General features: G+C 38.2%; 18 protein-coding genes. 15 read left to right on the forward strand and 3 right to left on the reverse strand.

The window, feature by feature from the left end; all coding sequences use genetic code 11:
- Positions 1 to 4 precede the first annotated feature (4 nt).
- The 12 genes from FD46_RS02700 (at position 5) to cydC (ending at position 18,723) form a co-directional block, all read left to right on the forward strand.
- Positions 5 to 1,483 carry a PTS transporter subunit EIIC gene (locus FD46_RS02700; RefSeq protein ID WP_083479344.1) on the forward strand — a complete coding sequence of 493 codons (1,479 nt, stop codon included), beginning with the start codon at positions 5 to 7 and terminating at the stop codon, positions 1,481 to 1,483.
- A gap of 384 nt (positions 1,484 to 1,867) precedes the next feature.
- Positions 1,868 to 3,676 (forward strand): PTS mannitol transporter subunit IIBC, encoded by a 1,809-nt coding sequence (locus FD46_RS02705; protein ID WP_057895646.1) that lies wholly within the window; start codon positions 1,868 to 1,870, stop codon positions 3,674 to 3,676.
- A gap of 15 nt (positions 3,677 to 3,691) precedes the next feature.
- Entirely contained in the window at positions 3,692 to 5,761 is a 2,070-nt protein-coding gene (locus FD46_RS02710) for a BglG family transcription antiterminator (protein ID WP_057895647.1), read from the forward strand.
- 6 nt (positions 5,762 to 5,767) lie between these two features.
- Positions 5,768 to 6,211, forward strand: a complete 444-nt coding sequence (locus tag FD46_RS02715; RefSeq protein WP_057895648.1) for a PTS mannitol transporter subunit IIA — start codon at positions 5,768 to 5,770, stop codon at positions 6,209 to 6,211.
- On the forward strand, positions 6,211 to 7,365 hold the full coding sequence (locus FD46_RS02720) for a mannitol-1-phosphate 5-dehydrogenase (protein ID WP_057895649.1): 1,155 nt from the start codon (positions 6,211 to 6,213) through the stop codon (positions 7,363 to 7,365). Before FD46_RS02715 ends, FD46_RS02720 begins: the two co-directional genes overlap by 1 nt.
- Positions 7,366 to 7,823: 458 nt before the next feature.
- Positions 7,824 to 9,641: a glutamine--fructose-6-phosphate transaminase (isomerizing) gene (gene glmS / locus FD46_RS02725; RefSeq protein ID WP_057895650.1), complete on the forward strand. Its 1,818-nt coding sequence runs from the start codon at positions 7,824 to 7,826 to the stop codon at positions 9,639 to 9,641.
- A 266-nt stretch (positions 9,642 to 9,907) separates the two neighbouring features.
- Positions 9,908 to 11,578, forward strand: coding sequence for a malolactic enzyme (locus tag FD46_RS02730; protein WP_057895651.1), 1,671 nt, complete (start codon positions 9,908 to 9,910; stop codon positions 11,576 to 11,578).
- A 4-nt stretch (positions 11,579 to 11,582) separates the two neighbouring features.
- Complete coding sequence (locus FD46_RS02735) at positions 11,583 to 12,566, forward strand: AEC family transporter (RefSeq protein ID WP_057895652.1); 984 nt, start codon at positions 11,583 to 11,585, stop codon at positions 12,564 to 12,566.
- 260 nt (positions 12,567 to 12,826) lie between these two features.
- Complete coding sequence (locus FD46_RS02740) at positions 12,827 to 14,245, forward strand: cytochrome ubiquinol oxidase subunit I (RefSeq protein ID WP_057895653.1); 1,419 nt, start codon at positions 12,827 to 12,829, stop codon at positions 14,243 to 14,245.
- A complete protein-coding gene (gene cydB, locus FD46_RS02745; RefSeq protein WP_057895654.1) occupies positions 14,245 to 15,264 on the forward strand; it encodes a cytochrome d ubiquinol oxidase subunit II in 1,020 nt (339 codons plus the stop codon). Before FD46_RS02740 ends, cydB begins: the two co-directional genes overlap by 1 nt.
- Complete coding sequence (cydD, locus tag FD46_RS02750) at positions 15,261 to 16,976, forward strand: thiol reductant ABC exporter subunit CydD (RefSeq protein ID WP_057895655.1); 1,716 nt, start codon at positions 15,261 to 15,263, stop codon at positions 16,974 to 16,976. The genes cydB and cydD overlap by 4 nt, the downstream gene beginning before the upstream one ends.
- Position 16,977: 1 nt before the next feature.
- A complete protein-coding gene (cydC, locus tag FD46_RS02755; RefSeq protein ID WP_057895656.1) occupies positions 16,978 to 18,723 on the forward strand; it encodes a thiol reductant ABC exporter subunit CydC in 1,746 nt (581 codons plus the stop codon).
- Here cydC and FD46_RS02760 read toward each other — a convergent pair.
- Positions 18,720 to 19,700 carry a polyprenyl synthetase family protein gene (locus tag FD46_RS02760; protein WP_057895657.1) on the reverse strand — a complete coding sequence of 327 codons (981 nt, stop codon included), beginning with the start codon at positions 19,698 to 19,700 and terminating at the stop codon, positions 18,720 to 18,722. The genes cydC and FD46_RS02760 overlap by 4 nt on opposite strands.
- Before the next feature lie 100 nt (positions 19,701 to 19,800).
- Between FD46_RS02760 and FD46_RS02765 the strand changes: the two genes are divergently transcribed.
- Positions 19,801 to 20,706, forward strand: a complete 906-nt coding sequence (locus FD46_RS02765; RefSeq protein WP_057895658.1) for a prenyltransferase — start codon at positions 19,801 to 19,803, stop codon at positions 20,704 to 20,706.
- 32 nt (positions 20,707 to 20,738) lie between these two features.
- On the forward strand, positions 20,739 to 21,947 hold the full coding sequence (locus tag FD46_RS02770; RefSeq protein WP_057895659.1) for an NAD(P)/FAD-dependent oxidoreductase: 1,209 nt from the start codon (positions 20,739 to 20,741) through the stop codon (positions 21,945 to 21,947).
- 534 nt (positions 21,948 to 22,481) lie between these two features.
- Here FD46_RS02770 and FD46_RS02775 read toward each other — a convergent pair.
- Complete coding sequence (locus FD46_RS02775; RefSeq protein ID WP_057895660.1) at positions 22,482 to 23,348, reverse strand: NAD(P)-dependent oxidoreductase; 867 nt, start codon at positions 23,346 to 23,348, stop codon at positions 22,482 to 22,484.
- 25 nt (positions 23,349 to 23,373) lie between these two features.
- Positions 23,374 to 24,312, reverse strand: a complete 939-nt coding sequence (locus FD46_RS02780; RefSeq protein ID WP_057895661.1) for a DMT family transporter — start codon at positions 24,310 to 24,312, stop codon at positions 23,374 to 23,376.
- A 918-nt stretch (positions 24,313 to 25,230) separates the two neighbouring features.
- Here FD46_RS02780 and FD46_RS02785 point away from each other — a divergent pair.
- Positions 25,231 to 26,073, forward strand: coding sequence for a MetQ/NlpA family ABC transporter substrate-binding protein (locus FD46_RS02785; protein WP_057895662.1), 843 nt, complete (start codon positions 25,231 to 25,233; stop codon positions 26,071 to 26,073).
- Positions 26,074 to 26,119: the final 46 nt, after the last annotated feature.

Consider the following 26,119-nt stretch of genomic DNA (forward strand, 5'->3'; position numbering starts at 1 on the left):
AACTATGGCAAAGAAAGATTATTCTGGGTTGGCAAAGAAGATTATTAGCGATGTTGGAGGAGAGAAAAATATCGATAATCTTATTCATTGTATTACCCGATTACGTTTTTATCTGAAAGATGAAAGCGTTGCTAAGGATGAAGATCTGAAAAAGACCACCGGTGTAATTGATGTCATCAAAGCATCTGGCCAGTATCAAGTTGTAATCGGTAATGAGGTTGGTAATGTATACGATGCTGTGGTGCAGGAACTCGGACCGCAATTTGCTGCTAAAATCGATGATGGTGCTACAACTACGGCTTCAGCAACAGATAAACAAAAAGGAAATCCTGTAACGAGAGGGATTAATAACCTGATTGGTGTTATTACGGGTTCTATGACACCGGTAATTGGTGTGATTGCAGCAGCTGGGATTATTAAGGGGATATTGGCATTATTAACTTTACCGCAGTTAGGCTCTTTGCTGGATGTTAAAAGCACACTTTATCTGACAATCAGTGCTATAGCAGATTCGGCCTTTTTCTTTCTTCCGATTCTAGTCGGGTTTTCTGCAGCCCGTTATATGAAGGGCGATCCTGTCATTACGGCTGTAATCGGTGGAGTGTTAACATATCCCCAGATTATAACATGGGGAACTAATTTTAAGACCATGTTCTCTATTGGAGGATTTGATTTTCAATTTTTGAACTACACATATTCGATTTTTCCGATGATTCTTGCAGCATGGTTTGCTAAAGAAATCGGCGGCTGGCTCAAAAAAAATCTTCCCAGTTATCTGCAAATGATCTTCACACCATTAATCACAGTTTTAGTTGTTAGTGTAATCACGTTAGTTCTAACAGGCCCAATAATTCAAGGAGCTGCTAATGGAATAGCTGATTTTATTAATTGGCTCGTTCATGTTTCAGGTTGGCTTGGGGGCCTCGTAATCGGCGGTTTCTACCAAATTTTGGTTATTTTTGGTCTGCATTGGGGCGTTGTACCTTTGGTTGCACAACAGATTTCTGGTAGCGGTGAAAGTGCACTTAATGCAATTATTTCGGGAACAATGGTTTCACAAGGGGCCGCAGTTTTGGCAGTGGCTATTAAGTCAAAGAAGGAAAATCTGAAAGGCTTGGGTTTTGCTGCTGCAATTTCAGCATTTTGCGGTGTCACAGAACCTGCAATTTATGGTGTTAACTTGCGTTATCGTAGAGTTTTCATTTCAGGATTAATCGGGTCTGCCGTGTCAGGCTTTATTACCGGACTTATGCATGGTAATATGTTCGGTTTTACGGGTTCGCTGATTGGTTTTTCATCATTCTTTGATCCCAAAAATCCTGCTCAGCTTACCAGCTTTTACGCTTTCTTACTTTCAAGTCTAGCAGCGATTATTGTCAGCTTCTTGGTAACTTGGTTCTGGGGATACAATGACAAGATGGTAATGAGCGAAAAAGTCGAAAAGAAAGAAAATCCAAGCAAAAAAAATGCTGTCAAAGCATAATAAAAGTTGAGGATTTATAGTGTTGTCTTTGTTTCACATGAAACTAAAATTCACTTATTTAATAATATAATATGCAATCTTTAAAAGTTTACAGTGAGACAGTAATGAAGATGTATTTTCGTTGCTGTTTTATTTTTGTTTATGCAAGTTTTTTACCGTTATCTTCTACTGAAAAAATTGAAAGCAAGGTAAATTACTGCAGTTTTTTGCAAAATAAGGGTCACAATAGACAGATATAGTAGCTGAAAATCTGAGTGTAAAAGATTGTGAATTTATTCATAAACAATGGCACGATGGTTCGTGACTAAGTGTTGGTTAATAGGTATTGTAAATGCTTACATTTGGTACCTATAATAATAGTGTAGAAAAGAAGGAGGTATTCCAATGGAAGCAAAAGTTTCTAAAAAGAAAACACTGAAGACTCGTATTCAAAAACTGGGAACGAGTCTTAGTGGAATGATTATGCCGAACATTGCTGCGATCATTGCTTGGGGCCTGATTACCGCTGTTTTTATGGCTGCCGGATGGTTTCCAAACAAACAAATTGCAACATTGATTGATCCGATGCTTAATTATATGATCCCTCTATTAATAGCATATGTCGGAGGGCGGATGGTATATGAAGAACGAGGAGCAGTCGTTGGTGCGATCGCGGTAATGGGTGTGATTGTCGGAGCAAAGGTTCCGATGTTCTTAGGTGCGATGATCATGGGCCCATTGGGTGGATGGTGCATCAAAAAGTTTGACCAAATGTTTCAAGATAAGATCAAATCTGGATTTGAAATGATTTATAACAACTTTTCAAGTGGAATTCTTGGAATGATTTTAGCAATTTTTGGTGTTTTTGTTATCAACCCTTTGGTAACGGCGGGTAGCATGGTAATGAGCAAGGGCGTTGATTGGATTATTTCAATTCATATGCTGCCGTTAGCAAACATTATTATCGAACCTGCAAAGGTGCTTTTCTTAAATAATGCAATTGGAAACGGAATTTTAGTTCCATTAGGAATTCAACAGGCGTCGCAAGCAGGCAAATCTGTTTTGTTCTTGCTTGAATCTAATCCAGGTCCTGGTTTAGGAATTTTGTTAGCATTTATTCTCTTTGGTAAGGGTGCTGCAAAAGCTTCTGCTCCAGGGGCAGCCTTAATTGAATTCTTTGGTGGGATTCACGAAATTTATTTTCCATATGTATTAATGAAGCCTGCATTAATCTTTGCTGCAATGGCCGGCGGCGTCAGTGGAACATTTACATTCTCACTTTTAAACACTGGTGTTAAAGCCGCAGCATCGCCAGGTTCAATTATTGCAATTTTGTTAATGACGCCTAAAGGAAATTATCTTCGTATTCTCGCGGGAGTATTTGTTGCAGCAGTAGTTTCATTTATCGTTGCAGCAATAATTTTGAAAACTGACAAATCAGATGGTAAAGCTGAAGATGAGCTGGCTAAAAAGCAGGCGCAAATGAGCCAGATGAAAGCTGAATCAAAAGGTGGTACAGCATCTATCGATGGACAGAATGCTGAAAAAGCAGTTCAAAAATATGCTGATGTTAAAAAAATTATCTTTGCTTGTGACGCTGGTATGGGCTCATCTGCAATGGGAGCATCTTTACTGCGTGATAAAGTTAAAAAAGCAGGAATTAAGGATATGCCCGTTACAAACACGGCTATCAGCCGCTTAAAGGATGAAGATGGCTTGCTGGTAATTACCCAAGAAGAGTTAGCTGACCGCGCATTACAGAAGACACCGAATGCAATGCATATTGCAGTAGACAACTTTTTAAGCAGTCCTAAATATGATGAAGTAGTATTAAACCTTAAAGCACTTACACAATTAGAACCTGAAAAACAACTTCAACAGAAAAAAGAAGCAGGTGCTGATAGCAGTAATCATCCAGTGGATATTGATTATAGTGCAGTTGAAGAGGTTGACTTTATTCACCATGATCAGCGAGTGGGTTCAGCTACAATGGCGGCTTCCTTGTTTAAAGATCGGTTGAAGAAAGCTGGAAAGAAAGTTCCAGTTAAAAACCTTGGAATAAACGAACTAGAAGATAGCAAAAAACATTTAGTAATCGTAACTAATGAAGCAGAGAAAAATCTGAAATTACGTTATACTGAGGTACAGATAGTAGCTGTAAAGAACTTGCTTGAAGATGAAGAATACAGTTATATTGTCGAACACTTAGCGTAAAAGAGGATGATTTAGTTGATCTTGCTATCAGACCGCCAAAAAAAGATATTGAGTAAAATTTGTGAAAGCCCGGAAGGTGTCCAGATGGCTGAACTTGAAGATGCATTAAAGATCAGCCGCAGAACAGTTTACCGCGAATTTTCAGAACTAAAGCTGTATCTTAGCCAGCACGGTCTAAAGATTCAAAATCACGAAACGCTGTATCTTTTAGAAGGCTCGACAGCTGATAAAGCAAGGCTTGAAATGGAACTTCATGGCCAAAAAGAAAAAGTTATTTTAACAACAAAACAGCGGCAAGCAGCAATTGTTTGTTTGCTTTTGTTGCGAAGTGAACCAATTAAAATTTTTTCACTCGCAGTTTCTCTAGGTGTTAGCGAAGGGACAATTCAAAGAGACCTGAAAAGAGTCTCTAGGGCTTTGGCTGGATATGGGATTAAGTTAGACGCAAAAAAAGCAGTTGGTATACAGATAGTCGGAGAAGAAGCGCAGCGCAGGCTGATACTCTGCGGTACTTTGACAAATGAAATTAATGAATATGAGTTTTTCGAGTACTTGAATGTAAAACAAGATAATCAAACACAAAGTTTTTTCTTGAATCTATTACCAAAAAGCGTTTTGCAAAAATGTGTGACAGCACTCGAAAAGGCACGGATAACTTATCGCATGAGATCTGATATGCAAGAGATGCAGTTAGTTCTAATGATTGCAATTTCACTTATTAGAATGAAAAAGGTTGTTATTAAAAAATATAATGCAGCAGAGCAGGATAAAATTTTCCAATACAGACAACAGGTGCTTGAGATTTTTACAAAATTCAGCAATGAAGTAAAAGAAAGAATAACGACGAGTGAGGTAGACTTTATTGCGGCTCAACTACAAGGATTGGATTATCATTTTGGTGTCAGCGGCTGGGCTGATAACTATGATCTGCGGATCTCATACAGTATCAAGCAGCTGATTCAGCTGATTTCAACTGAAATTCACTGGAACTTTGGCTTGGATCAGGACCTTTTCTCCAGACTTGTTAGACACATGACTTTGCTGTTGCATCGTGAATCAGCACGGCTGCCCAACACTCGTATTGAGATCTTGAATAGCGTGGGGCAGCGATATCCAAAACTTTATGCGGCTGTTAAGAAAGCACTTAAAGAAATCTTTGTAAATTATTCGTTTTCAGAAACTGAGTCGCAGTTGATTTTACTGTATTTTGCAAACAGTTATTCGAGCAGCAGTGCAAAAAGACAATTAAGGGCACTAATTGTCTGTCCTAACGGTATCGGAACTGCGAGTATCCTGAAAGGCCGACTTCATAAAGAGATCCCGATTATTGGAGAAATCAAAATTGCAAAAGTCTCACAACTTAATGGGATCGATCCTGCTGAATACGACTTGATTCTTTCAACTCTTAATCTGCCAGGATTTGACTGGAAGTACCAAGTTGTCAGTCCGTTATTATTAGATGATGAACTGGAAAGAATTAAAAATTTGATTTCAAAGTATGACATGGGTAAAAAACAGCAGCTGCAAAATATTCAAAAACAATCTTCTGATCCTGAACAAGGACAAAAACGGTTGCATAAGATGCTCAGCAGGTTAAGAGAAAGTAGCGCTTTGCTGGACAGAATAACCGTTGAAAAAATTGAAGTTGAAAGCGATTTGGATACTGTGTTAGCAAAAATTTTAGAGAGGATTCCTCAAACAGTTGTTACAGATCGCGTTAGAGTTAAACAAGAAATGATCAAAAGAGCAGCTGTTGCACCTGTCGGGATTCCTGATACAGAAATTGCATTGGTGCATACTACTGACAAGTGCGTAAAGTTTCCTTTCTTTTCAGTTTATGAGTTAACAAAACCGCTTGAAATGCTCGCAATGGATCAATCACCGATTGAGGTTGTTAGGATAATGTTAATGGTCGGTCCGTCGCCGATGGATGATTTTCAAAATGACTTAATGGGGCTGATAAGCAGCACTATTGTAATGAACAGCAGCAACACACGTATTTTTGAAGATGGCACGCAACAACAGATTAAGAATTTAATTGCAACACAATTTATGGAACAAATTGACTTTAAAAGAGAGGGATGAGAAGGTATGGAATTACAAAAAGAGATGGTTCTTCTTGGTCAGCATGTAGCAACTAAGGAAGAAGCAATTAGATTGGCAGGAAAACTGTTAGTTGATAATGGTTACGTTGAGAATGGGTATATTGATTCAATGCTTGCACGCAACAATGATGTTTCAACGTATATGGGGAATTTCATTGCAATACCGCATGGGACGGAAGATGGTAAAAGATTTATTAAAAAAACAGGTATTTCGATTGTTCAGGTTCCAATGGGCGTGGATTTTTCTGAAGATGAAGGAACAGAAAACATTGTAACAGTTGTCTTTGGAATTGCCGGTTTGAATGGAGAACATTTGAATATCTTGTCGCAAATCGCACTTTTTTGCAGCGATGTTAATAATGTAGTTAAGTTAGCAGACGCACAGTCCGAAGAAGAGATCATTAATTTATTGAAAGAGGTTGGTAAATAATGAAAGCTGTACATTTTGGAGCAGGAAATATTGGTCGCGGTTTTATCGGTGAAACTTTAGCTGAAAATGATTTCGAGATTACATTTGTTGATGTCAATGAAAAAATTATTGATGCGTTGAACGAAAGACATGGCTATACAATTCAGCTGGCAGATGAAACACAAAAGAAGATTAACGTTGACAATGTCAGCGGGATCAACAATGGAAAAGATCCGGAAAAAGTTGTTGCTGCATTGAAGGAAGCGGACATCGTAACCACGGCAATCGGCCCTAAGATTTTGAAGTTTATTGCACCTTTAATTGCTCAGGGTATCCAAGCACGAAAAGCAGACAGCAATAAACATAAGGTAGATGTAATTGCTTGTGAGAACATGATTGGCGGCAGTCAATCATTGAAAAAAGAGGTTTATTCACATCTCGAGCCAGCAGACAAGGAATATGCTGACCAAACGATTGGGTTCCCTAACGCAGCTGTCGATCGGATCGTACCACTGCAAAAGCATGAAGACCCGCTATTTGTTTCAGTAGAACCATTCAAAGAATGGGTTGTTGACGAAAGCCAAATGGCAGCACCAGAATTGAAGTTAAAAAAGGTTCACTATGCTCCGGATCTGGAACCGTTCATTGAAAGAAAGCTTTTTTCAGTTAATACTGGGCACGCAACTGTGGCATATACTGGCAAGCATAAGGGTTATGACAATATTGGCGATGCCATTGCGGATCCTGAGGTTTTGCAGCAGCTTAAAAGAGTTTTGAAAGAAACAGGAGATCTGTTGATCGCCAAGTGGAAATTTGAACGTAAGGATCATGAGGCTTATCAAAAGAAGATTATCGGCAGGTTCGAAAATAAGTATCTTTCTGATGAAATTGCACGTGTGGGCAGAACACCAATTCGCAAGCTGGGTTATGATGAACGGTTCATTCGCCCGATTCGTGAAGCTAAGGAACGCGATTTGAGTTATAAGGCGCTTCTTGAAACTGTTGGGATGATCTATACTTTTGATGAACCTAAAGATGATGAAAGCCAAGAATTGCAAAAGTTGCTCAAAGAAGAATCTCTTAATGAGGTTATCCGCAAGACTACTGGCTTGAAGGACGAGAAGTTAATCAAAGATATTGAAGCATCGTATAAAAAAGCTGTTGAAACAAAATAATTTTAAGAATTTATAAAGAGCTGTGCTAATTATGTTTTTAGTACAGCTCTTTTGTACGCTCTTGCAGTTGCCATATTAACGTGTTTCAATAGTCAGCTTTTTCCGCTTAACCATAAATTATTCATAGTTAAATTCAGGTTATGTTCGTAATTTGCAGTCAATGCACAAATCCTAACGACTATTAGCACACTCTCTGTTTTGTGTCTAGAAAGATAGTATTGGTTTGCATAATAATCACCAACATTTTTTTCGCCATTTTTATAATTGGTATAGTCCTTATTGATATGATTTTGGCTTTGTGAATCGTATATACCATTTTGAGATAATTTAATTGACATGAGCATGAAAATGTCTTATATTTTTTGTTAGTAAGATAAATTATTTTATTTTTTGATATAGACCAATTTTGTAAAATTAATATTTTTTTATAATAAATGTGTAGAAAGGCTGGTTTTATTATGTGTGGTATAGTCGGAGTTACAGGCAACCAGAACGCTGTTGAGATTCTCTTGAAGGGGTTAGAGAGGCTTGAATATCGGGGTTATGACTCTGCTGGTATCTATGTTAATGATCAAGATGGCAAGGAGTACCTTGTTAAAGAAAAAGGGCGTATTTCTGACTTACGTAAAGAGATCTCAAATGATGTTCATGGCTCAACTGGAATCGGACACACGCGCTGGGCAACTCATGGTGCTCCCAGCAAAGCTAATGCACATCCGCACATATCAGCTGATGGTCGCTACTATCTTGTACATAATGGTGTAATCGGCAACTTTGCTCAATTGAAAGAAGAATATCTGCAAGATGTAACTTTTAAAAGCGACACAGATACGGAAGTAGTCGTTCAACTGGTAGCAAAATTTGCACAGCAGGGTTTGAAAACAAAGACAGCTTTTAAAAAAGTATTGGGTTTAATTGATGAAAGTTCTTCGTATTCCTTTTTATTAGTTGATCATAGAGAGCCTGATACACTTTATGTAGCTAAGAATAAGAGCCCATTGCTGATTGGCGTCGGTCAAGGTTTTAACGTTGTCTGCAGTGATGCACTTGCAATGCTTGATCAGACTCATGACTTTATTGAGTTGACAGATGGAGAAATTGTCATAGTTAAACCTAACAGTATTAGAATTGAAGACCCTCAAGGAAATGTTGTTGAACGCAAGCCGTTTCATGTTAGTACAGATGCTTCAGAAGCTGACAAGGGGGCATATCCGTACTATATGTTGAAGGAGATTGATGAGCAGCCAGGTGTAATGCGCTCATTAATCAAACATTATGTTGCTGAAGACGGCAGTATCAAAATAGCTAAAGATTTGCTGGCAAAATTAAACGGAGCAGATCGGCTTTATATTGTTGCTGCTGGAACGAGTTACCATGCAGGACTTGTGGGCAAAGAGATTTTTGAAAGACTCACAAAGATTCCGACAGAAGTCCATGTAGCTTCGGAATTTGCATACAATCCACCACTGCTCTCTAAAAAACCTTTCTTCATTTTTCTGACACAAAGTGGAGAAACAGCTGATAGCAGACAAGTACTTTCACTAGTTAATCAATGGGGTTATCAAAGTTTAACGATTACAAATGTGGAAAATTCTACATTATCACGTGAAGCAACTTACACATTGCTACTTTACGCTGGGCCAGAAATTGCCGTTGCTTCAACAAAGGCATATACTGGACAAATCGCTTTGGAAGCTTTACTGGCCAAAGCGATGGGTACACAGCAAGGTCTTACTGCAGCTGCAGGTTTTAATGTTTCTCAGGAATTGACAAAAGTAGCCAATGGGATGCAAGAACTGGTTGATGAAAAAACACAGTTTGAAAAGCTTGCCACTGCTGCGTTGTCTACCACGCGCAATGCTTTTTATATTGGTCGTGCAATCGATTATGATATTGCACAAGAGGCTGCACTTAAACTTAAGGAAGTTTCTTATGTACAAACAGAAGGATTTGCTTCAGGTGAATTAAAGCACGGAACAATTGCCTTGATTGAAAAAGATACTCCAGTGGTTGCAATCATCACAGATGAAAAGACAGCTAAACATACACGCAGCAACGCTCAAGAAGTTTTAGCTCGTGGGGCTAATGTGATTTACATTGTTAGCCGTGCGCTTTCAGAAGAAGGAGACCAAATTATTTTACCTGATGTTCATCCGCTGTTGACTCCATTATTGGCGATTGTACCTTGCCAATTGTTAGCGTATTACACCAGTTTACAGCGTGGATACGACGTTGATAAGCCGCGTAATTTGGCTAAAAGTGTGACAGTGGAATAGAGTTTAAACAGTTATTTTAAGTCTTAATTTAGATTTGAAATTGTTATTAAAATATAAAAAGACTGACTATTGAAACACGCTAATGCGCATATTGCAGATTAAAATAGAGGAGCTGGGTCAAAAGACAACTTTTGACCCAGCTCCTCTTATTGTGAAACTGAATTTTTGTTATAAGAAATAGTTATTACAATGTCACAGTTTGACTATAATTTTCTTACTGGAATAAAGTAATTAATTGTAAACAAAAATTCAGGAGGTCAATAACTATGAAATATACACCAGAACAATTATTGCATGATCCGTTTTTGAATAAAGGAACCGCCTTTACTCGCTCAGAAAGAGATCAGTATAGCTTAAACGGCCTATTACCACCTGCTATTCAGACATTAGAGCAGCAAGTCAAACAAGCCTATGCACAATATCAAAGTAAGGAAACTGCTTTAGAGAAGCGGATCTTCTTGATGAACATCTTTAATGAAAATCATATTCTTTTTTACAAACTTTTTTCGCAACATGTTTATGAATTTATGCCAATTGTTTATGATCCAACAATTGCTGACACTATCGAAAACTACAGCGCATTATTCACTGACCCGCAAAATGCGACCTATTTATCAATCGATGATCAGGATCATATTGAAGATGCACTACGTCAAAGTGCAGATGGACGTGATATCCGTTTGATTGTTGTGACTGATGGTGAAGGTATCTTAGGAATTGGAGATTGGGGAACCCAAGGGGTCGATATCGCTGTTGGAAAATTAATGGTTTATTCTGCAGCAGCAGGAATAGATCCTAGTCAGGTATTGCCGGTTGTTTTAGATGCAGGAACAAACAATAAAAAAATTCTTGACGATGATCTTTATTTAGGAGTTCGTCATGAAAGAATTTATGGTAAAAAATATAATTCTTTTGTAGATCGCTTTGTTGCAATTGCAGAAAAAATGTTTCCTAATTTGTATCTTCATTTTGAAGATTTTGGCAGAAGCAATGCTGCCAATATTTTAAATCGTTATAAGGAACAATATACAGTTTTTAATGATGATATCCAAGGAACCGGAATTATTGTTTTAGCAGGGATTCTTGGCGCATTAAATATTTCACATGAAAAAATCAGTGATCAAATTTATATGTGTTTTGGTGCGGGAACTGCCGGTGCAGGAATTGCCAGTCGGATTTGCGAAGAATTTGTGCAGCAAGGAATGACAATACAAGAAGCTAAAAAACATTTTTACCTTGTAGATAAGCAGGGTCTATTGTTTGATGATATGGATGATTTAACACCAGAGCAAAAGCCATTTGCACGTAAACGAAGTGAGTTTGCCAACGCAGAGAAACTTACTAATCTTGAAGCTGCTGTGAAGGCAATCCATCCTACTATTTTAGTTGGTACTTCAACTGTTCCAGGGTCTTTCACTGAGAATGTTATAAAAGAAATGGCTGCACATACTGAACGTCCAATTATTTTCCCGCTATCTAACCCTACCAAGCTGGCCGAAGCTAAAGCTGAAGATCTGATTTGCTGGACTAAAGGGAAAGCTCTAGTAGCTACAGGGATTCCTGCAGAACCGGTTGTCTATGATGGTGTTTCATATGAAATCGGCCAGGCTAATAATGCCTTGGTTTATCCTGGTCTTGGATTAGGTACAATTGCTGCAACAGCACGTTTATTAACAGATGGAATGATCTCTGCGGCAGCGCATAGCCTTGGCGGGATCGTTGATTCTACTCAACCAGGTGCTGCTGTTTTACCACCAGTTTCTAAGCTGAGTTCTTTCAGCCAGACTGTTGCGATTGCAACAGCTAAAGAAGCAGTTGCTGAAAAGTTAAACCGCACAAAAATTGCTGATGTAGAAAAGGCGATTGCAGATATTAAATGGACACCAGAATATCATGCAATATTAGCTGATGTAAAAGTTGCAAAGAGGGGCGAATAAAACAATGGCTGCATTATTTACCTCCATTCAAAGTATTTTGACGATTGTTTTGATCATTGCTTTGGGTTATCTTTTACGTAAAAAAGGCTGGTTTGATGATAATTTTGGTGGTACGATTTCCAAGTTGTTAATGAAAGTTGCGCTGCCTGCTTCTATTTTTACCAGTGTTTTGAAGCGCCTTACATTAAGCAAACTTCTTGGGTTATCTTCTGGTTTAATTTATGGGTTCGGCGGCGTTATTCTTGGCTACATTGTGGCTTTTATACTTGTAAAGCTGCTTAAAGTAAGGCCCGGTCGACGTGGAACGTTTATTAATATGTTTGTTAATGCAAATACTATTTTTATTGGTTTACCGCTGAACTTAGCGCTTTTTGGCGACAAAGCGATGGCTTATTTCTTAATGTATTACGTCGTTAACACAGTTTCTACTTGGACATTAGGTGCCTTTTTAATGTCTTGGGATGATCCTACTAAGACAAGTGGAACAAGCAGTAAAAGCAGTTTCAATTGGAAGAAACTATTGCCGCCGCCACTAGTAGGTTTCTTAGTAGCATTGGTCTTCTTGGTCCTACCAGTGCATGTTATGCAAGTTAGCTGGCTGGCATTTTTAATCAATGCACTAACTTATGTAGGCAGCCTTGTGACACCATTATCATTAATTTACATTGGGATCGTGCTATGCAATGCCGGACTTTCTTCTATTAGGTTTGATCGAGATACGATTGTGGCCTTAGTGGGCCGTTTTGCGATTGCACCTGCTTTGATTGCAATGCTGATCTTTTTAGGGATGCATCACGGATTCGGTATTCCAAGTCTGGAAGCACAGACCCTGATTGTTCAAGCATCTGCTCCTGGTCTTGCGGTCTTGCCGATTTTGGCGAATGAAGGTCATGGAGATGTAGAATATGCTACTAATGTAGTTACTACTTCAACCGTTCTATTTGCAGTTGTATTGCCAGTTGTGATGGTATTGATTCAAAACTTTTAAAATAATCAAGCAAGTATAACAAACACTGAGGATTACAGCTAGTTGTGTAATCTCCAGTGTTTTTTATTTTATTGTAAAATAACTATAATTTACGATGCAAAATTAAAATCAGTTAAAAAATAGGTTTTCCACGATATTTAGTGGTCGGCTTAATTGATTTTAGGCATTATAGTAGTATATTTGAAATGAGTACGTTTAAAGTTCTTATTTAATTATGAGTTGAAAGTAATTAATTATTAGTAATTTAAGGGGGAGTTTGCATGAGCATCGTTTCATTGGCGCGCTTCCAGTTTGCAATGACGACGATTTATCACTTTTTCTTTGTTCCTTTTTCCATTGGGTTAGCAGTGATTGTTGCAGTTATGGAAACAGCATATGTTGTGACTAAGAAAAAGGAATACCTTAAAATGGCAAAATTTTGGGGTAACATTTTCCTGCTAAGTTTTGCAGTAGGAGTTGTAACTGGTATTATTCAGGAGTTTCAGTTCGGAATGAACTGGTCGGATTACTCTCGTTTTGTAGGAGATATTTTCGGAGCTCCGCTTGCTTTAGAAGCTTTATTAGCATTTTTTATGGAATCAACCTTTTTGGGACTCTGGATTTTTACATGGGAAATGGTTAGCCCTAAGCTGCATGTTGTTTTTATTTGGCTAGTTACTTTTGCTTCCATACTTTCCGCTTTTTGGATACTGGCTGCCAACAGCTTTATGCAGCATCCAGTGGGATATACCATTAAAAACGGACATGCTGTTATGACAAACTTTAAGGCGTTATTGGCTAATTTTCAATTATGGTATGAATTCAGTCATGTAATTGCGGGCGCAGTCGTTACAGGTGGTGCTGTGGTTGCAGGTTTAGCTGCTTTTCGTTTGTTGAAAAAGAAAATCAAAAATCCTGAGTTTTACAAACGGTCGTTAAAAGTTGGCTTGATTGTAACATTGTTTGGTTCGATTGCTGTTATAACTGCCGGTGATTTGCAAATGAAGGCACTTGTTAATGAACAACCGATGAAGTTTGCGGCAACTGAGGGAATTTACAAAGATACAGGCGATCCTGCTGCTTGGACGCTTATTGCATGGGCAAACGAAAATCAACATAAGCGTATCTGGGGAATTGATGTTCCTTATGTACTTAGTATACTGGCTTATGATAAGCCATCTGGTGCAATTAAAGGTTTAGATAGTGTAAACAAACAACTGGTCAAAAAATATGGTCAGCGGAATTATTATCCTCCAGTTAACGCTGTTTTTTGGAGTTTTAGAATTATGGCTGGCTTTGGAATGCTGATGCTGTTAGTTTCTTTAATCGGTTTGATTCTTATTCGCAAGAAGAGGCAGCTTCTTTATAAGCAAAGTTGGATGCTGTGGATTTTAGGTTTATGTACGTTTGCGCCGTTTTTAGCTAATACTGCTGGTTGGCTTGTTACGGAATTAGGACGCTATCCTTGGACAGTTTATGGACTGTTTACTATTAAGCAGAGTGTTTCGCCAAATGTTTCAGTGGCTTCACTCTTGGTTTCAAATATTATCTATTTTCTTCTCTTTACAGGACTCGCTATCACAATGGTTTCATTGATTGTCCGTGAATTAAGAAAGGGACCTGATTACGACGAGGATCACAGCAATAAAGAACAAAAAGATTCAGAAGTTGATCCGTTTGACAAGGGGGCGCTTGAATAGTGAGTACTTTACAGGTTTTATGGTTTGTTTTAATTGGAGTACTTTTTTCGGGTTTTTTCTTTTTGGAAGGTTTTGATTTTGGTGTTGGAATGTCCATTCAGACACTAGCACATAACGAAGATGAACGAGATCAGCTGGTATCAACCATCGGCCCAGTCTGGGATGGTAATGAAGTCTGGTTAATAACAGCCGGAGGAGCAATGTTTGCTTCTTTCCCATTTTGGTATTCGACACTTTTTAGCGGCTATTACTTGATTTTGTTCACTATTTTAGCCGGCCTAATTATTCGGGGTGTTTCTTTTGAGTTTCGTAGCAAGGTCCCTAGTTCTCAAAAACAACTTTGGAATTGGGCTCTTTCACTTGGCAGTCTGATAGTTCCTTTCTTTTTTGGCATTATGTTTATCAGTATGATCCAAGGAATGCCGATTAATGCCAGAGGAGATATGACAGCAGGGTTTGGGGATTATTTTAATCTCTTCTCGATTGTTGGCGGCGTAGCGTTGACTTTGATGAGTTACTTGCATGGGCTGAATTATATTGCTTTAAAGACGACAGGACCTATTCGGGAAAGAGCCAAGAATTATGCCCGCTTTTTATATGGTATTTTTTACCTAGGTTTAATTGCTTTTGCAATTCTTCTTTATTTTAAAACTGATTTCTTTGCTTTGCATTTGAAGGCAACGTTGACTTTTGTTATTTTGATCGTCCTTTTAACTTTGATCGCAAATATTGCAGTTATGAAAGAGCATGAACTGGGGGCCTTCTTGGCAAGTGGAGGCAGCTTTATTGCTTTAGTAGCACTGCTGTTCACTGGATTGTTTCCACGAGTAATGATCAGCTCCTTAAGTGCTAAATATGATCTCTTGGTTACAAATGCTTCTTCAAGTCCATACACACTTAAGATTATGTCTTATATAGCGTTGACATTCCTGCCTTTTGTCCTTGCTTATATCGCGTGGACTTATTATATTTTCAGAAAACGCATTAAGCATAATGCTGCGTTGGAGAGCAGATATTGATAGATAAGAAATTACTATCCTTGCCTGGGATTAGGAAAATACTAACCCTTTTGGCAGGGATAGCTTTTATACAAGGAAGCGCGATTGTTGGGCAGGCGTGTTTTCTGGCAACGACAATTGTTGAGTTGTGGAATGGTGAAAAACTTATTGGACAGCTAAAATGGGTTATTTTATTTTTTGGATGTTTTGCTTTACGCCATTTTATGGTTTTTTACCGCGATAAAATTCTTGACAGGTTTGCAGCAAAACAATCAACTGATATACGCAAACAGCTTTTAGGCAAGATTTTTCGGGTTGGTCCGCAAGTTATTCAAGCAAATGGGACCGGTAACGTGACTACAATGGTATTAGAAGGAGTTGACAAAGTCGAAAATTATCTTCACTTGATTTTGGCAAAAACAGTTAATTTGATGATTGTTCCTTGGATTATTTTAACTGTAATTTGGTTTTTTGATTGGGAATCTGGTGTTTTTTTGCTGGCGATTTTTCCGTTGATCATTATTTTTATGATCGTTTTGGGATATGCTGCTCAGGCTAAGGCTGACAAACAATATAAGACATATCAGATACTTTCGAATCATTTTGTAGATTCACTGCGTGGAATCGATACCTTGAAATTTTTTGGCTTAAGCAAACGGTATGGTAAGAGTATTTTTAAAACCAGCGAACGCTTTCGTAAAGCAACTATGAATACTCTTAAAATTGCAATTTTATCAACCTTTGCCCTTGACTTTTTTACTACGCTTTCAATTGCCGTTGTTGCTGTTTTATTAGGATTAAGGTTATTAAATGGGCAAATTCAATTTTTCCCGGCTTTAACGGTTTTAGTGTTGAGTCCTGAGTATTTTTTACCGATTCGTGATTTTTCAGGAGACTACCATGCTACTTTGGATGGTAAAAATGCAATGAATGCAATTCAAAAAATACTGGCTTTGAAAGAACCAAAGGTTCGTCAAATCGAGATTCCGCGTTGGCAGCACTCCAGTACATTTAAACTTAAGAAGGCAATTTTTTCCTACGATAAAAACCATCGGGCATTAGATGATGTTTCCTTAAGCGCTGTAGGCTATCAAAAAATAGGAATTATCGGCTTAAGCGGTTCTGGTAAGTCAACCTTGATTAATCTCCTAAGCGGCTTTTTACAGCCAGATGAGGCTGAAATCTCTTTTGAAGGGGAAAGGGCAGCATCTTTTACACAAAATGATTGGCAAAATCAGCTAATTTATCTTCCGCAGAATCCGTATATTTTTAAAGCTACTCTGCGGGAAAATATTACATTTTATAACCCTGCTGCAACAAAAGAACAGATCAGCCAAGCTATTGAAGTAGTGGGACTCAAAAAGCTGGTTGCAGAATTACCGCAAGGATTAGAAACGATAATTGGAGAAAGTGCTAGGGAATTAAGCGGTGGGCAGAGTCAAAGAATCGCCTTGGCACGTGCTTTTCTTGATGAGTCTAGGAAAGTTCTGCTTTTTGATGAGCCGACAGCCCATTTGGATATCGAAACTGAAGTTGAATTAAAAGAGCGTATGCTGCCGCTGATGGATCAACACCTTGTTTTCTTTGCTACGCACCGGCTTCATTGGATGCAGCAAATGGATAAAATCATTGTGATAGATAAGGGAAAAATTGTTGAATCCGGCACATTGGCCGAATTAAAACGGAAAAATGGTGCATTTGTAAGGCTAAGCAGTTCTTTGAGGAGAATTTGAGATGAAGATATTTAAGTTATTCAAGGAAGATACGTGGATAAAACCATTTTGGGGTAAGTACCGCAAATCATTATTCTTAGCCTTAGTGCTGGGCTTTTTGACGTTCATTTGCGGAGGAGCTTTAATGTTTAATTCTGGTTATCTGATCAGCCGTTCTGCAGCTCATCCTGAGAATATTTTATTAGTCTATGTACCAATAGTTTTGACTCGTGCTTTTGGGATTGGAAGGCCGGTTTTTCGCTATTTAGAACGTCTGACGAGTCACAACTGGGTGCTAAAATTAACTTCCGAGTTGCGCCTTAAATTGTATCATGTGATCGAAAAAGATGCTGTTTTCTTTAAAAGCAAGTATCAGACAGGAGACATTCTGGGGCTCTTAGCAGAAGACATCGGACATCTTCAAAACTTGTATTTAAGGACTATTTTTCCGACTGTGATCGCGTGGCTGTTGTATGTTTTCATTATTTTAGCACTTGGGTATTTTTCCTTATGGTTTGCGCTGGTAATGCTGCTACTGTTGGGAACACTTGTTTTTGTTTTTCCTCTGATTTCAATGATAGTTAATGGTGCCAAACAAGAAAGGCAAAAAAGCTTACGAAATGAATTGTATGCAGGGCTCACAGACAATATTCTGGGTGTTTCGGACTGGATTTTCAGTCAAAGAGGAACTGAGTACAATGAGCTCCACGCTGCAGCACAAAGTGAGCTTTTAAAAATCAAATATGAGATCCAAAATAACGATCATAAACGTGACTTTGCAGTTCAGCTAATGTTCGGTATATTAACGATTGTCTTGGTGGTTTGGACAAGCTCTATATTTCCCGGAGCTCATGGTGGAGCTGCTAATTGGATTGCAGCTTTTGTCCTGTCTGTTTTTCCTTTGATCGACGCTTTTGCGCCGTTAGGGCAAGCTGCACAAGAAACTAATACGTATCAAGATTCGTTATCACGATTGAATTCTTTACCCAAAGAAAGAGATGTTGAACAAAAAAAAGACGTAAAATTAACTGCACCGTATGAGTTTAAGATTACGCGCCTTAATTTTCATTATGCGGATGCGCAACAATTAGTACTAAAAGATTTGAATTTAACGATCAAAAACGGCGAACGTTTAGCGATTCTTGGGCGCAGCGGTTCAGGAAAAAGTACGTTAGCACGGCTTTTACGTGGTGATTTGCAGTGTTCAAGCGGCAATCTTACTTTAAATGGCATTCCCCCTGCAAAATTAGGAGATGATATCTGCCATTATATCGGAGTAATTCATCAGACACCTTACTTGTTTCATACTACTATTAGCAATAATTTGCGCGTAGGAAATGAGGCTGCATCTGCAAAACAGATGTGGTCTGTTCTTGAGCGCGTAGGGTTAAAGGACCTTGTTTCAAGGATGCCAGACGGCTTAGAAACGATTGTTGACGAGGCGGGGTTACGTTTTTCAGGGGGTGAGCGTCATCGTCTGGCGCTTGCTAGAATATTATTGCAGGATGTTCCGATTGTTATTTTGGACGAACCCACAGTAAGTCTTGACCCCTTAACGGAACAAGACCTCATTGAAATGTTTGTAAAGCAGCTTGAAGGAAAAACTTTGATCTGGATTACTCATCATCTTCAAGGACTTTCTTTAATGGACAAAGTCATTTTTATTGAAGATGGTCGTTTGACGATGAGCGGCTCACCGCAAGAGTTAGCACATACAAATCAGCATTATCAAAGATTGCTTGAAATTGATCACGGAATTTTACACTAAAAGCTGCGTTTTGACATAATCTCAGTAATTTTTTTAATTTGTTTTTGTGCGGGCGAAGCAGGCAGCTCTGTAATTAGCAAAAGAGCCCTTTTAGTATAGTTATGTGCTAGTTGAGTAGCTTTTTGTACCCCGCCGTATTTACGGACAAGCTGACCAACCTTTTTTACTTCAACAGCTGTTACTTGTCGCTCTTTTTGCAGCAGGTTATCGAAGTCTTGAGGATGTTCTGCATAGGAAAAAAGAAGGGGAGAGGTATAGACGCCTTCTGCTAGATCCTCAAGAACAGGTTTTTTCAATGTTCCTGAAGTTGAAGTATAGTCAAGGATATCATCAAAAATTTGGAAAGCAATTCCAATGTTCTCACCTATTTGGGCAGCAATTTCCTGAATCTCGGGAGATTGTTTGCTAAAATAAGCTCCTTCAAGACAAGCCAGCTTGAAGAGCTCTGCGGTTTTTCCTTTTACATTATGTAGATAGTCTGTAATTGTTTGGGCACGAAAGTAACGGGCGTGCATTTGGCTTAACTCGCCAATAAGCAGCTTTTGCATTGCAGTGGCATTATAGTGCATTAAGGAAGTGCCATTCATAGTTTCACTCAACAGTTCAAAAAAAACTGTAAATAAAAGATCGCCCGCATATACAGCAACATCTTTGCCATATTTAGATTGAATTGTTATCTCTCCGTGCCGCAAAGGAGAGTCATCAATGATATCATCATGAATCAGGGTTGCTTTATGTAGGATTTCAAGCGTTGCAGCAACTTTGATTAGCTGTTCGTTATCTTGACTTGGGTGCTCTCCTAATTCTGCAAAGAGAAGAAAGAGGCCAGGACGCAACATCTTGCCTTGATCATTTGCACAAGCATTCAGCAGTTCTTGAATATCAGTATTATCGCTTTGCAGACGTTCAGAAATTAGTTGCGTTACTGCTTGAAGTTTTGGGACGACTGTTGGATAATGTTTCCATATCTCTAGCATGTTAGAATCCTTTCCGGTAACCTTTGAGCATAATATGTTCTACACTATATTAAACCATAAATTACCGTTTAGCTATAAATAAAGAAATGAGGTGGTTGGATTGACAGTTCCTGTTTTTCTAGAGCTGGTTGAGATGAAGGCTAAAACAGCAAGTGTACTTCCCTTTTTGTTGGGGGTCTGTTTCAGCTGGTATAATTACCGCTCTTTAAATTTAGGGATACTTTTAGCTTTTTTTATTGCAATGTTTATTTTTAATATGGCAGTTGATATTCTTGATAATTATAATGACTATCATCATGCCATAGACGAACACAATTATAAACAAAAAACAAATATTATTGGGCGGGAAAACCTTTCAGTCCGGGGGGTTTTTTGGTTAATGAGCAGTATGATTGCTATCTCTGCTTTAATTGGTCTTATCCTAGTATATTATACTGGTTGGCCTTTATTGGTAATGGGAATTATTTGTTATTTGGTGGGGATCTTTTATTCGTCTGGACCGCGTCCCTTATCGAGTTTGCCCTTAGGAGAGTTTTTTTCCGGCCCAATAATGGGTTTTTTAATTACGTTGATCTGTGTTTACATCAATACTTATCAGATCTTTCCATGGAATCTAGCTTCTTTGGGTAAGGTTTTACTGATATCATTACCTAATACATTGTGGATTTCAAATCTAATGTTGGCAAATAATATTTGTGATTTGGAAGAGGATGAAAACAATGAACGATACACACTTGTCCACTATCTTGGGAAAAAGCATTCTTTAAAATTATTTGTTATAATGAATGTAGTGGCTGTAGCTGCTTTAGTTTGCGCAGTACTGGTTAAGATTGCCCCATGGACGATGTTAATATCTTTAATAGCATTACCGTTTATTGTCAAGCAGGTTAAGCAATTTTTAAGCAAACAGGTAAAAAAAGAGACTTTTATCTGCGCTGTTAAGATACTTGCTGTAGGAGCAGCAAGCCAGACACTGGCATTCTTATTATACATGCCTTTCGTTTAGCTCTAAAAATATTTACAAGGAGATGTAGTAAAGTGAAGGAAATAGTTATTTTAGGTGCGGGTTACGCTGGTTTAAGAGCATTGCATTATTTACAAGCAGCTAAGGGTGATTTTCATATCACTTTAGTTGATCGCAATGATTATCATTATGAAGCAACTGATCTGCATGAAGTTGCTGCTGGGACACAACCTAAAGAAAAGATTACATACCCGATTAGAGATGTAGTAAAAGATTCTGTCACGACTTTTGTGCAGGCAACTGTGGAAAAGATTGACCGTGAAAGTCAAAAAATTGAGTTGGAAAATGGTAATGAAATTTCATACGATTATCTGGTTGTTTCTTTAGGCTTCCGTTCTGAATCATTTGGAATCCCCGGGGTAGAGGAAAATGCATTGGAAATGGTTGATGTGCCTTCTGCTGAAAAGGTTTACCAGCACATCGTTTCACAAATGAAAGATTATGCAAAGACAAAAAAAGCAGCTGATTTAAAAATTGTTGTTTGCGGCGCTGGGTTTACTGGGATCGAGTTATTAGGCGCACTTTCTGATAAGCGTGCAGCCTTTGCAAAAATTGCCGGTGTTGATCAAGAAAGAATCGAGCTTTTCTGTGTCGAAGCAGTAACCCGTTTACTGCCAATGTTTGATGAGAAACTTGCTGATTATGGAATTACAAGTTTGAGAAACTGGGGAGTTAAGTTTCTGACCGGTAAACCAATCAAAGCAATCAAACCAGGAATTGTTGTTTATCAAAATGATAAGGACACTGGAGCTACAAGAGAGCTTTTGGCAAATACTATTATTTGGACTACTGGTGTTAGCGGCAGCCACGTAATGGACGTTTCTAATTTTTCGCAAAAACGTGGACGCGTAATGGTCAAGGGAAATCTAACAGATCCAGATTATTCAAACGTTTATATTGTGGGAGATGTTTCCGCTGTAATGAATAAAGAAAATAACCGTCCGTACCCGACAACTGCTCAGATTGCTCTTAGGATGGGCGAATATGCAGCCAAAAACATTTTAGCAAATCTTAATGGCGAAAAAATGGATGAATTTACATTTAAGTCACTTGGCTCGGTTGCATCAATCGGCAATACACATGCGTTTGGAGTAGTAGGAAATTCTTCTGTCAAAGGTTTCCCAGCATCATTTCTTAAGAAAATTATTATGGATAGATCGTTGTTTGAAACTGGTGGAGTCAAGGAAGTCCTTTCTAAGGGACGGTTTGACTTGTACCATTAATATTAATTAATTTATTAAGTTTAAAAGAGATTGTGTTACAGGCGTTTGTACACAGTCTCTTTTTGTGTATTTGTTTTTGCGGAAAAACAAAAAACTATATTACTATTTTGCTTAATAGTGAGCAAAATGTCAACCTTTAAAAGAATTAAAAAAATAAAATCCTTATATAACAGATAGTTATAGGTTAAGGATATCATGTTTTACAATTAAATATTGTGCAAAACTTAATTTGTGGGAGAAAAAGGGACTAAATCAAAAGTTAGCTTTTGACTTAGTCCTTCTGTTTTGAAATATGCAAGAATAGTCAGTTTTTTCCGCTTAACCGCAAATTACTCGTAGTCAAATTCAACCTATGTTCGTAATTTGTAGCTAATGCTCAAAGTCCAACGACTATTGGCATACTCTTTTTCCCGTAATAGCAGCATTAACGTATTTCAGTTTAACCATGGACTTCTATTCTATAGCCAATCCAAAGTTGTGCCCTAATTGCTGCTCAAGGATTTTTAAATGCAGCTTCTGTGAAAAACTGTAAAGCTAGTCTTTTTTATAAATGTTAATCAGGCCCTGGGTCCCTTGATTGCCAAGTCCCTTTACATCTACCATAACTTCGTATAAACGTTTTGCAGTAGCTGTTGCACGCAAATCAAGACCCATACGATCAGCTTCTTCAAGTGCAATTCGCAGATCTTTTAGAAAATGACGTGCAAAAAAGCCTGGTGTAAAGTCATCTTTTAAAATGCGGGGAACATAATTTGACATACTCCAGTTAGCTGCACCTCCAGCTGAAAGAGTGGCTAGGATCTTTTCTTCATCAAGACCCGCATGTTGTGCATAAAGGAGCATTTCTGTTAGACCGGTCATTGTTCCCGCAATCATAATCTGGTTGACCATTTTTGCATGTTGTCCATTGCCGGCTTTTCCAAAATAATTTGTTTTTTTGCTTATAGATTTGAACAGCGGTAATAATTTTTGGTAGCTTTTTTCCTCGCCACCTACCATGATTGTCAACTCAGCATTTTTGGCACCGATGTCACCTCCTGAAACAGGGGCATCGAGAGCGTGAAAATGATGTTCAGCTGCATAAGTTGAAATTTTTTCTGCTAGGCTGGGTTTGCTAGTGGTCATATCAACAGTAATACCGTCTCGTGATAGGCCGTTAAAAATACCATTTTTACCAAAGTAGACTTTTTCTACATCTTGTGGAAAACCTACCATTGTGAAGACTACATCGCTTTTTTCAGCTACCTCTTCGGGAGTTGGGGCCCAGACAGCTCCTTTAGCAACAAGCTTATCTGTTTTGCTCTTTGTTCGATTAAAGACGGTTAGTGAATGACCTGCATCCAAAAAATGGCCAGCAATAGCTGCCCCCATAACGCCAGTTCCAATAAAGCCGATTTTCATAACAAACACCCTTTCTCACTTAAAATTATATCAGTTTGATAAGACTGACTCCAATGATCATAATAACGATTCCGCATAGCTGTGTAAATTCAAACGGTCTCTTCGGTGATTCAAACAAGCCAAAATAATCGACCAGAAGACTTCCAAGAATCATTCCAAGCAAAACAATCATAGTAACCAGTCCAGTACCAAGGAGAGGGACCAAAAATGAATTGCCAGTAACGAAAACTGCTCCTAACAAGCCGCCGCTCCAAGCCCACCAAGGGAAATGAGCCTTTATTAAACGTGGAAATGCTTGTTTACTGTTGCTGCAGATAACAAGACACCAGAGGCAAAATGAACCAACGAAAAATGAAACAAAAGCAGCATTTATAGCTGAGTGTAGTATTGTTCCTAGATGTCCATTAATAGCCGTTTGTGTTGCGCTAAGGGCGCCTGTTAATATCCCGAAGAACCGCCAAAGCCACTGGTGATCCGGGCGGGAATGCAGTTTAGCCTGCAGTTTATCTCTATGCAGGATTTCAGGTAAAGCAATGGTGAAAAAGACACCTAAAACAACAATCAAAGCACCGCATATTCGTAATAACGTTAAGGGATGGTGCTGGGAAAAGAAGAGACCGAAGTTATCAATTATCAGGCTTGCGATAATCTGACCAAGGATAGGCATGATGACAGTCTGTACACCGCCTAAGTGAGGAAATAGCAAGATGTTGCCGGTCAAAAAAATTACCCCCAAAAGACCACCGCTCCAAAGCCATAAAGGTTGAGAGCTGAATAAATTTGCGGGAGGGATTAATGAACTATGATTAGCAGTGGCTATTACCCCAAGAAAAAGGGTCCCAGTTGTGAATGAAATAGCAGAAGCCAAAAAAGAGGAGCTGATTGCTTTTCGCAAGCGTGAGTTGATAGCTGTTTGCAATGGCAAAAAGATTCCAATAATAACTCCTAAAGTAATTGAAAGCATAGCAAGATCTCCTTAACTAAGTAATTTGGCGAAAATAAAATGTACTATAAGGAAAAATAGCAATTGAGTTTTCAATAGTTTATGAAAAACAAGAAACGACTTTAAAATAGTATTGAAAACACAATTAACTATACATGAACGAGGCAGACTCTACAAATAACTAAGCTTTCAGTTATGCAGAGAACTGTTTTTTGCATTATCCAATAGCCAAAATACAGGCTTAATTCAAAAAGTGTTCTAAACAAGGCCAAATAACTGCCTTTGATATAATACATTTTTGGCTACAATTATAATTCTATGAAGACTGAGAGAAGAAAGCTCCTGCTCTTATTGAATTTTCAGGATAGTTTGAAAAGTCAGCTGCTTACTATGAATATCGATAAGGCAAGTAAAGGGTTACAAGTTCAGCATTACAAGACTGATCTTTGATGAACTTTCAAGTTAAAGTATTAAAAACAATGGATAAAAAGAACTTGACAAAGATTTTATTTAGATTACAATGATTGCCATAGACTTTTAATTAGATGACAAACATGTTGAAGAACAGAGACGAATTTCTACTTCTCAGAGAACTTCCGGTTGGTGTGAGGAAGCGAAGCAGTAATTCTGAAGATGGGTTCTGAATGGCACTGGTGATCTTTTAGCCAGCGACGAGTTGCGCACGTTACTGCGGCAGGGTTCATAGCTTTTTTATGAACCTGTTGAGGCAGTCCTTGTAAGAGCGCTGCAAATTAAGGTGGTAACACGATCGCATTCGTCCTTTTTGGGTGGATGCTTTTTTTGTGTCTCAAGTCTGAACTTCAACATGTTGCTTCAAAGTATTAAGAGGGGGAGAAGCAGAGAATATAAAGTAGAGATAGGCAGAAATTAATTGTGGAAAAGAATGAAAATCGGCTATTAATTAAAGGAGAAATTATCATGAAGAAAAAACGCAATCTTATTATCGGTTTAGTTGTTGTTGTAATTATAGCGATCGCTGGTTATTTTAGTTTTGGCGGGGCAAAAACCAGTAAAAGCGAAACGGTCACTGTAGGTTTGATGTCAGGTTCAAAACAGGATGATGCTATTTGGAAGAAGGTTGCTGAAACTGCTAAAGACAAGTACAACATTACTTTAAAGTTCAAGAAATTTACTGATTATTCACAACCTAATAAAGCTTTGACCAGCGGCAGCGTTGATCTTAACGCCTTTCAGCATTATGCATTTTTAGATGCTTGGAACAAAGCAAATAAGACAAACATTGTGGCAATCGGCAAAACATTCATTACTCCGATTCGTCTTTACTCAAACAAGATAAAGAAAGTTAGTCAGATTTCAGATGGGGCTACAATTGCAATTCCGAATGATGCTACTAATGAATCCCGTGCACTTTTTGTTTTGAAGAATGCTGGATTAATCACATTAAAACCAGATACAAAATTGGCAACAGTCAAGTCGATTGCTAAGAATCCAAAGAATCTTAAGATAAAAGAACTTGATGCTAGTCAAACAGCACGTTCATTATCAGATGTCACAGCAGCTGTAATCAATGGAAACTACGCACAGTCTGCTGGAATTGATTATAAATCAGCTATTTATGTTGAGCCGGTAAATAAAGATTCTGAACAATGGATTAATATAATTGCAGCCAACAAAAAGGACAAAGATAAGAAAGTCTATAAAGAAGTAGTGAAAGCATTCCAGACAGAGACAACTAAAAAGGCTATTAAAAAAGCGTATGGAACTTCTGAACTGGCTGCTTGGGATATCAAGCTTAACTAGTTTTCAGCTGATTAACAGGATAACAGCTTCATAATGAAATTTAGTC

This window comes from Liquorilactobacillus oeni DSM 19972 (assembly GCF_001436275.1).
GTDB lineage: Bacteria > Bacillota > Bacilli > Lactobacillales > Lactobacillaceae > Liquorilactobacillus > Liquorilactobacillus oeni.

Excerpts from the sequence above, each read along its gene's own strand:
- FD46_RS02760 (WP_057895657.1), bottom strand. The coding sequence starts at position 19,700 with ATGCTAGAGATATGGAAACATTATCCAACAGTCGTCCCAAAACTTCAA.
- glmS (WP_057895650.1), top strand. The coding sequence starts at position 7,824 with ATGTGTGGTATAGTCGGAGTTACAGGCAACCAGAACGCTGTTGAGATT.
- FD46_RS02715 (WP_057895648.1), top strand. The coding sequence starts at position 5,768 with ATGGAATTACAAAAAGAGATGGTTCTTCTTGGTCAGCATGTAGCAACT.
- FD46_RS02780 (WP_057895661.1), bottom strand. The coding sequence starts at position 24,312 with ATGCTTTCAATTACTTTAGGAGTTATTATTGGAATCTTTTTGCCATTG.
- FD46_RS02730 (WP_057895651.1), top strand. The coding sequence starts at position 9,908 with ATGAAATATACACCAGAACAATTATTGCATGATCCGTTTTTGAATAAA.
- FD46_RS02735 (WP_057895652.1), top strand. The coding sequence starts at position 11,583 with ATGGCTGCATTATTTACCTCCATTCAAAGTATTTTGACGATTGTTTTG.
- FD46_RS02740 (WP_057895653.1), top strand. The coding sequence starts at position 12,827 with ATGAGCATCGTTTCATTGGCGCGCTTCCAGTTTGCAATGACGACGATT.
- FD46_RS02785 (WP_057895662.1), top strand. The coding sequence starts at position 25,231 with ATGAAGAAAAAACGCAATCTTATTATCGGTTTAGTTGTTGTTGTAATT.
- FD46_RS02775 (WP_057895660.1), bottom strand. The coding sequence starts at position 23,348 with ATGAAAATCGGCTTTATTGGAACTGGCGTTATGGGGGCAGCTATTGCT.
- cydC (WP_057895656.1), top strand. The coding sequence starts at position 16,978 with ATGAAGATATTTAAGTTATTCAAGGAAGATACGTGGATAAAACCATTT.
- FD46_RS02705 (WP_057895646.1), top strand. The coding sequence starts at position 1,868 with ATGGAAGCAAAAGTTTCTAAAAAGAAAACACTGAAGACTCGTATTCAA.
- FD46_RS02700 (WP_083479344.1), top strand. The coding sequence starts at position 5 with ATGGCAAAGAAAGATTATTCTGGGTTGGCAAAGAAGATTATTAGCGAT.
- FD46_RS02720 (WP_057895649.1), top strand. The coding sequence starts at position 6,211 with ATGAAAGCTGTACATTTTGGAGCAGGAAATATTGGTCGCGGTTTTATC.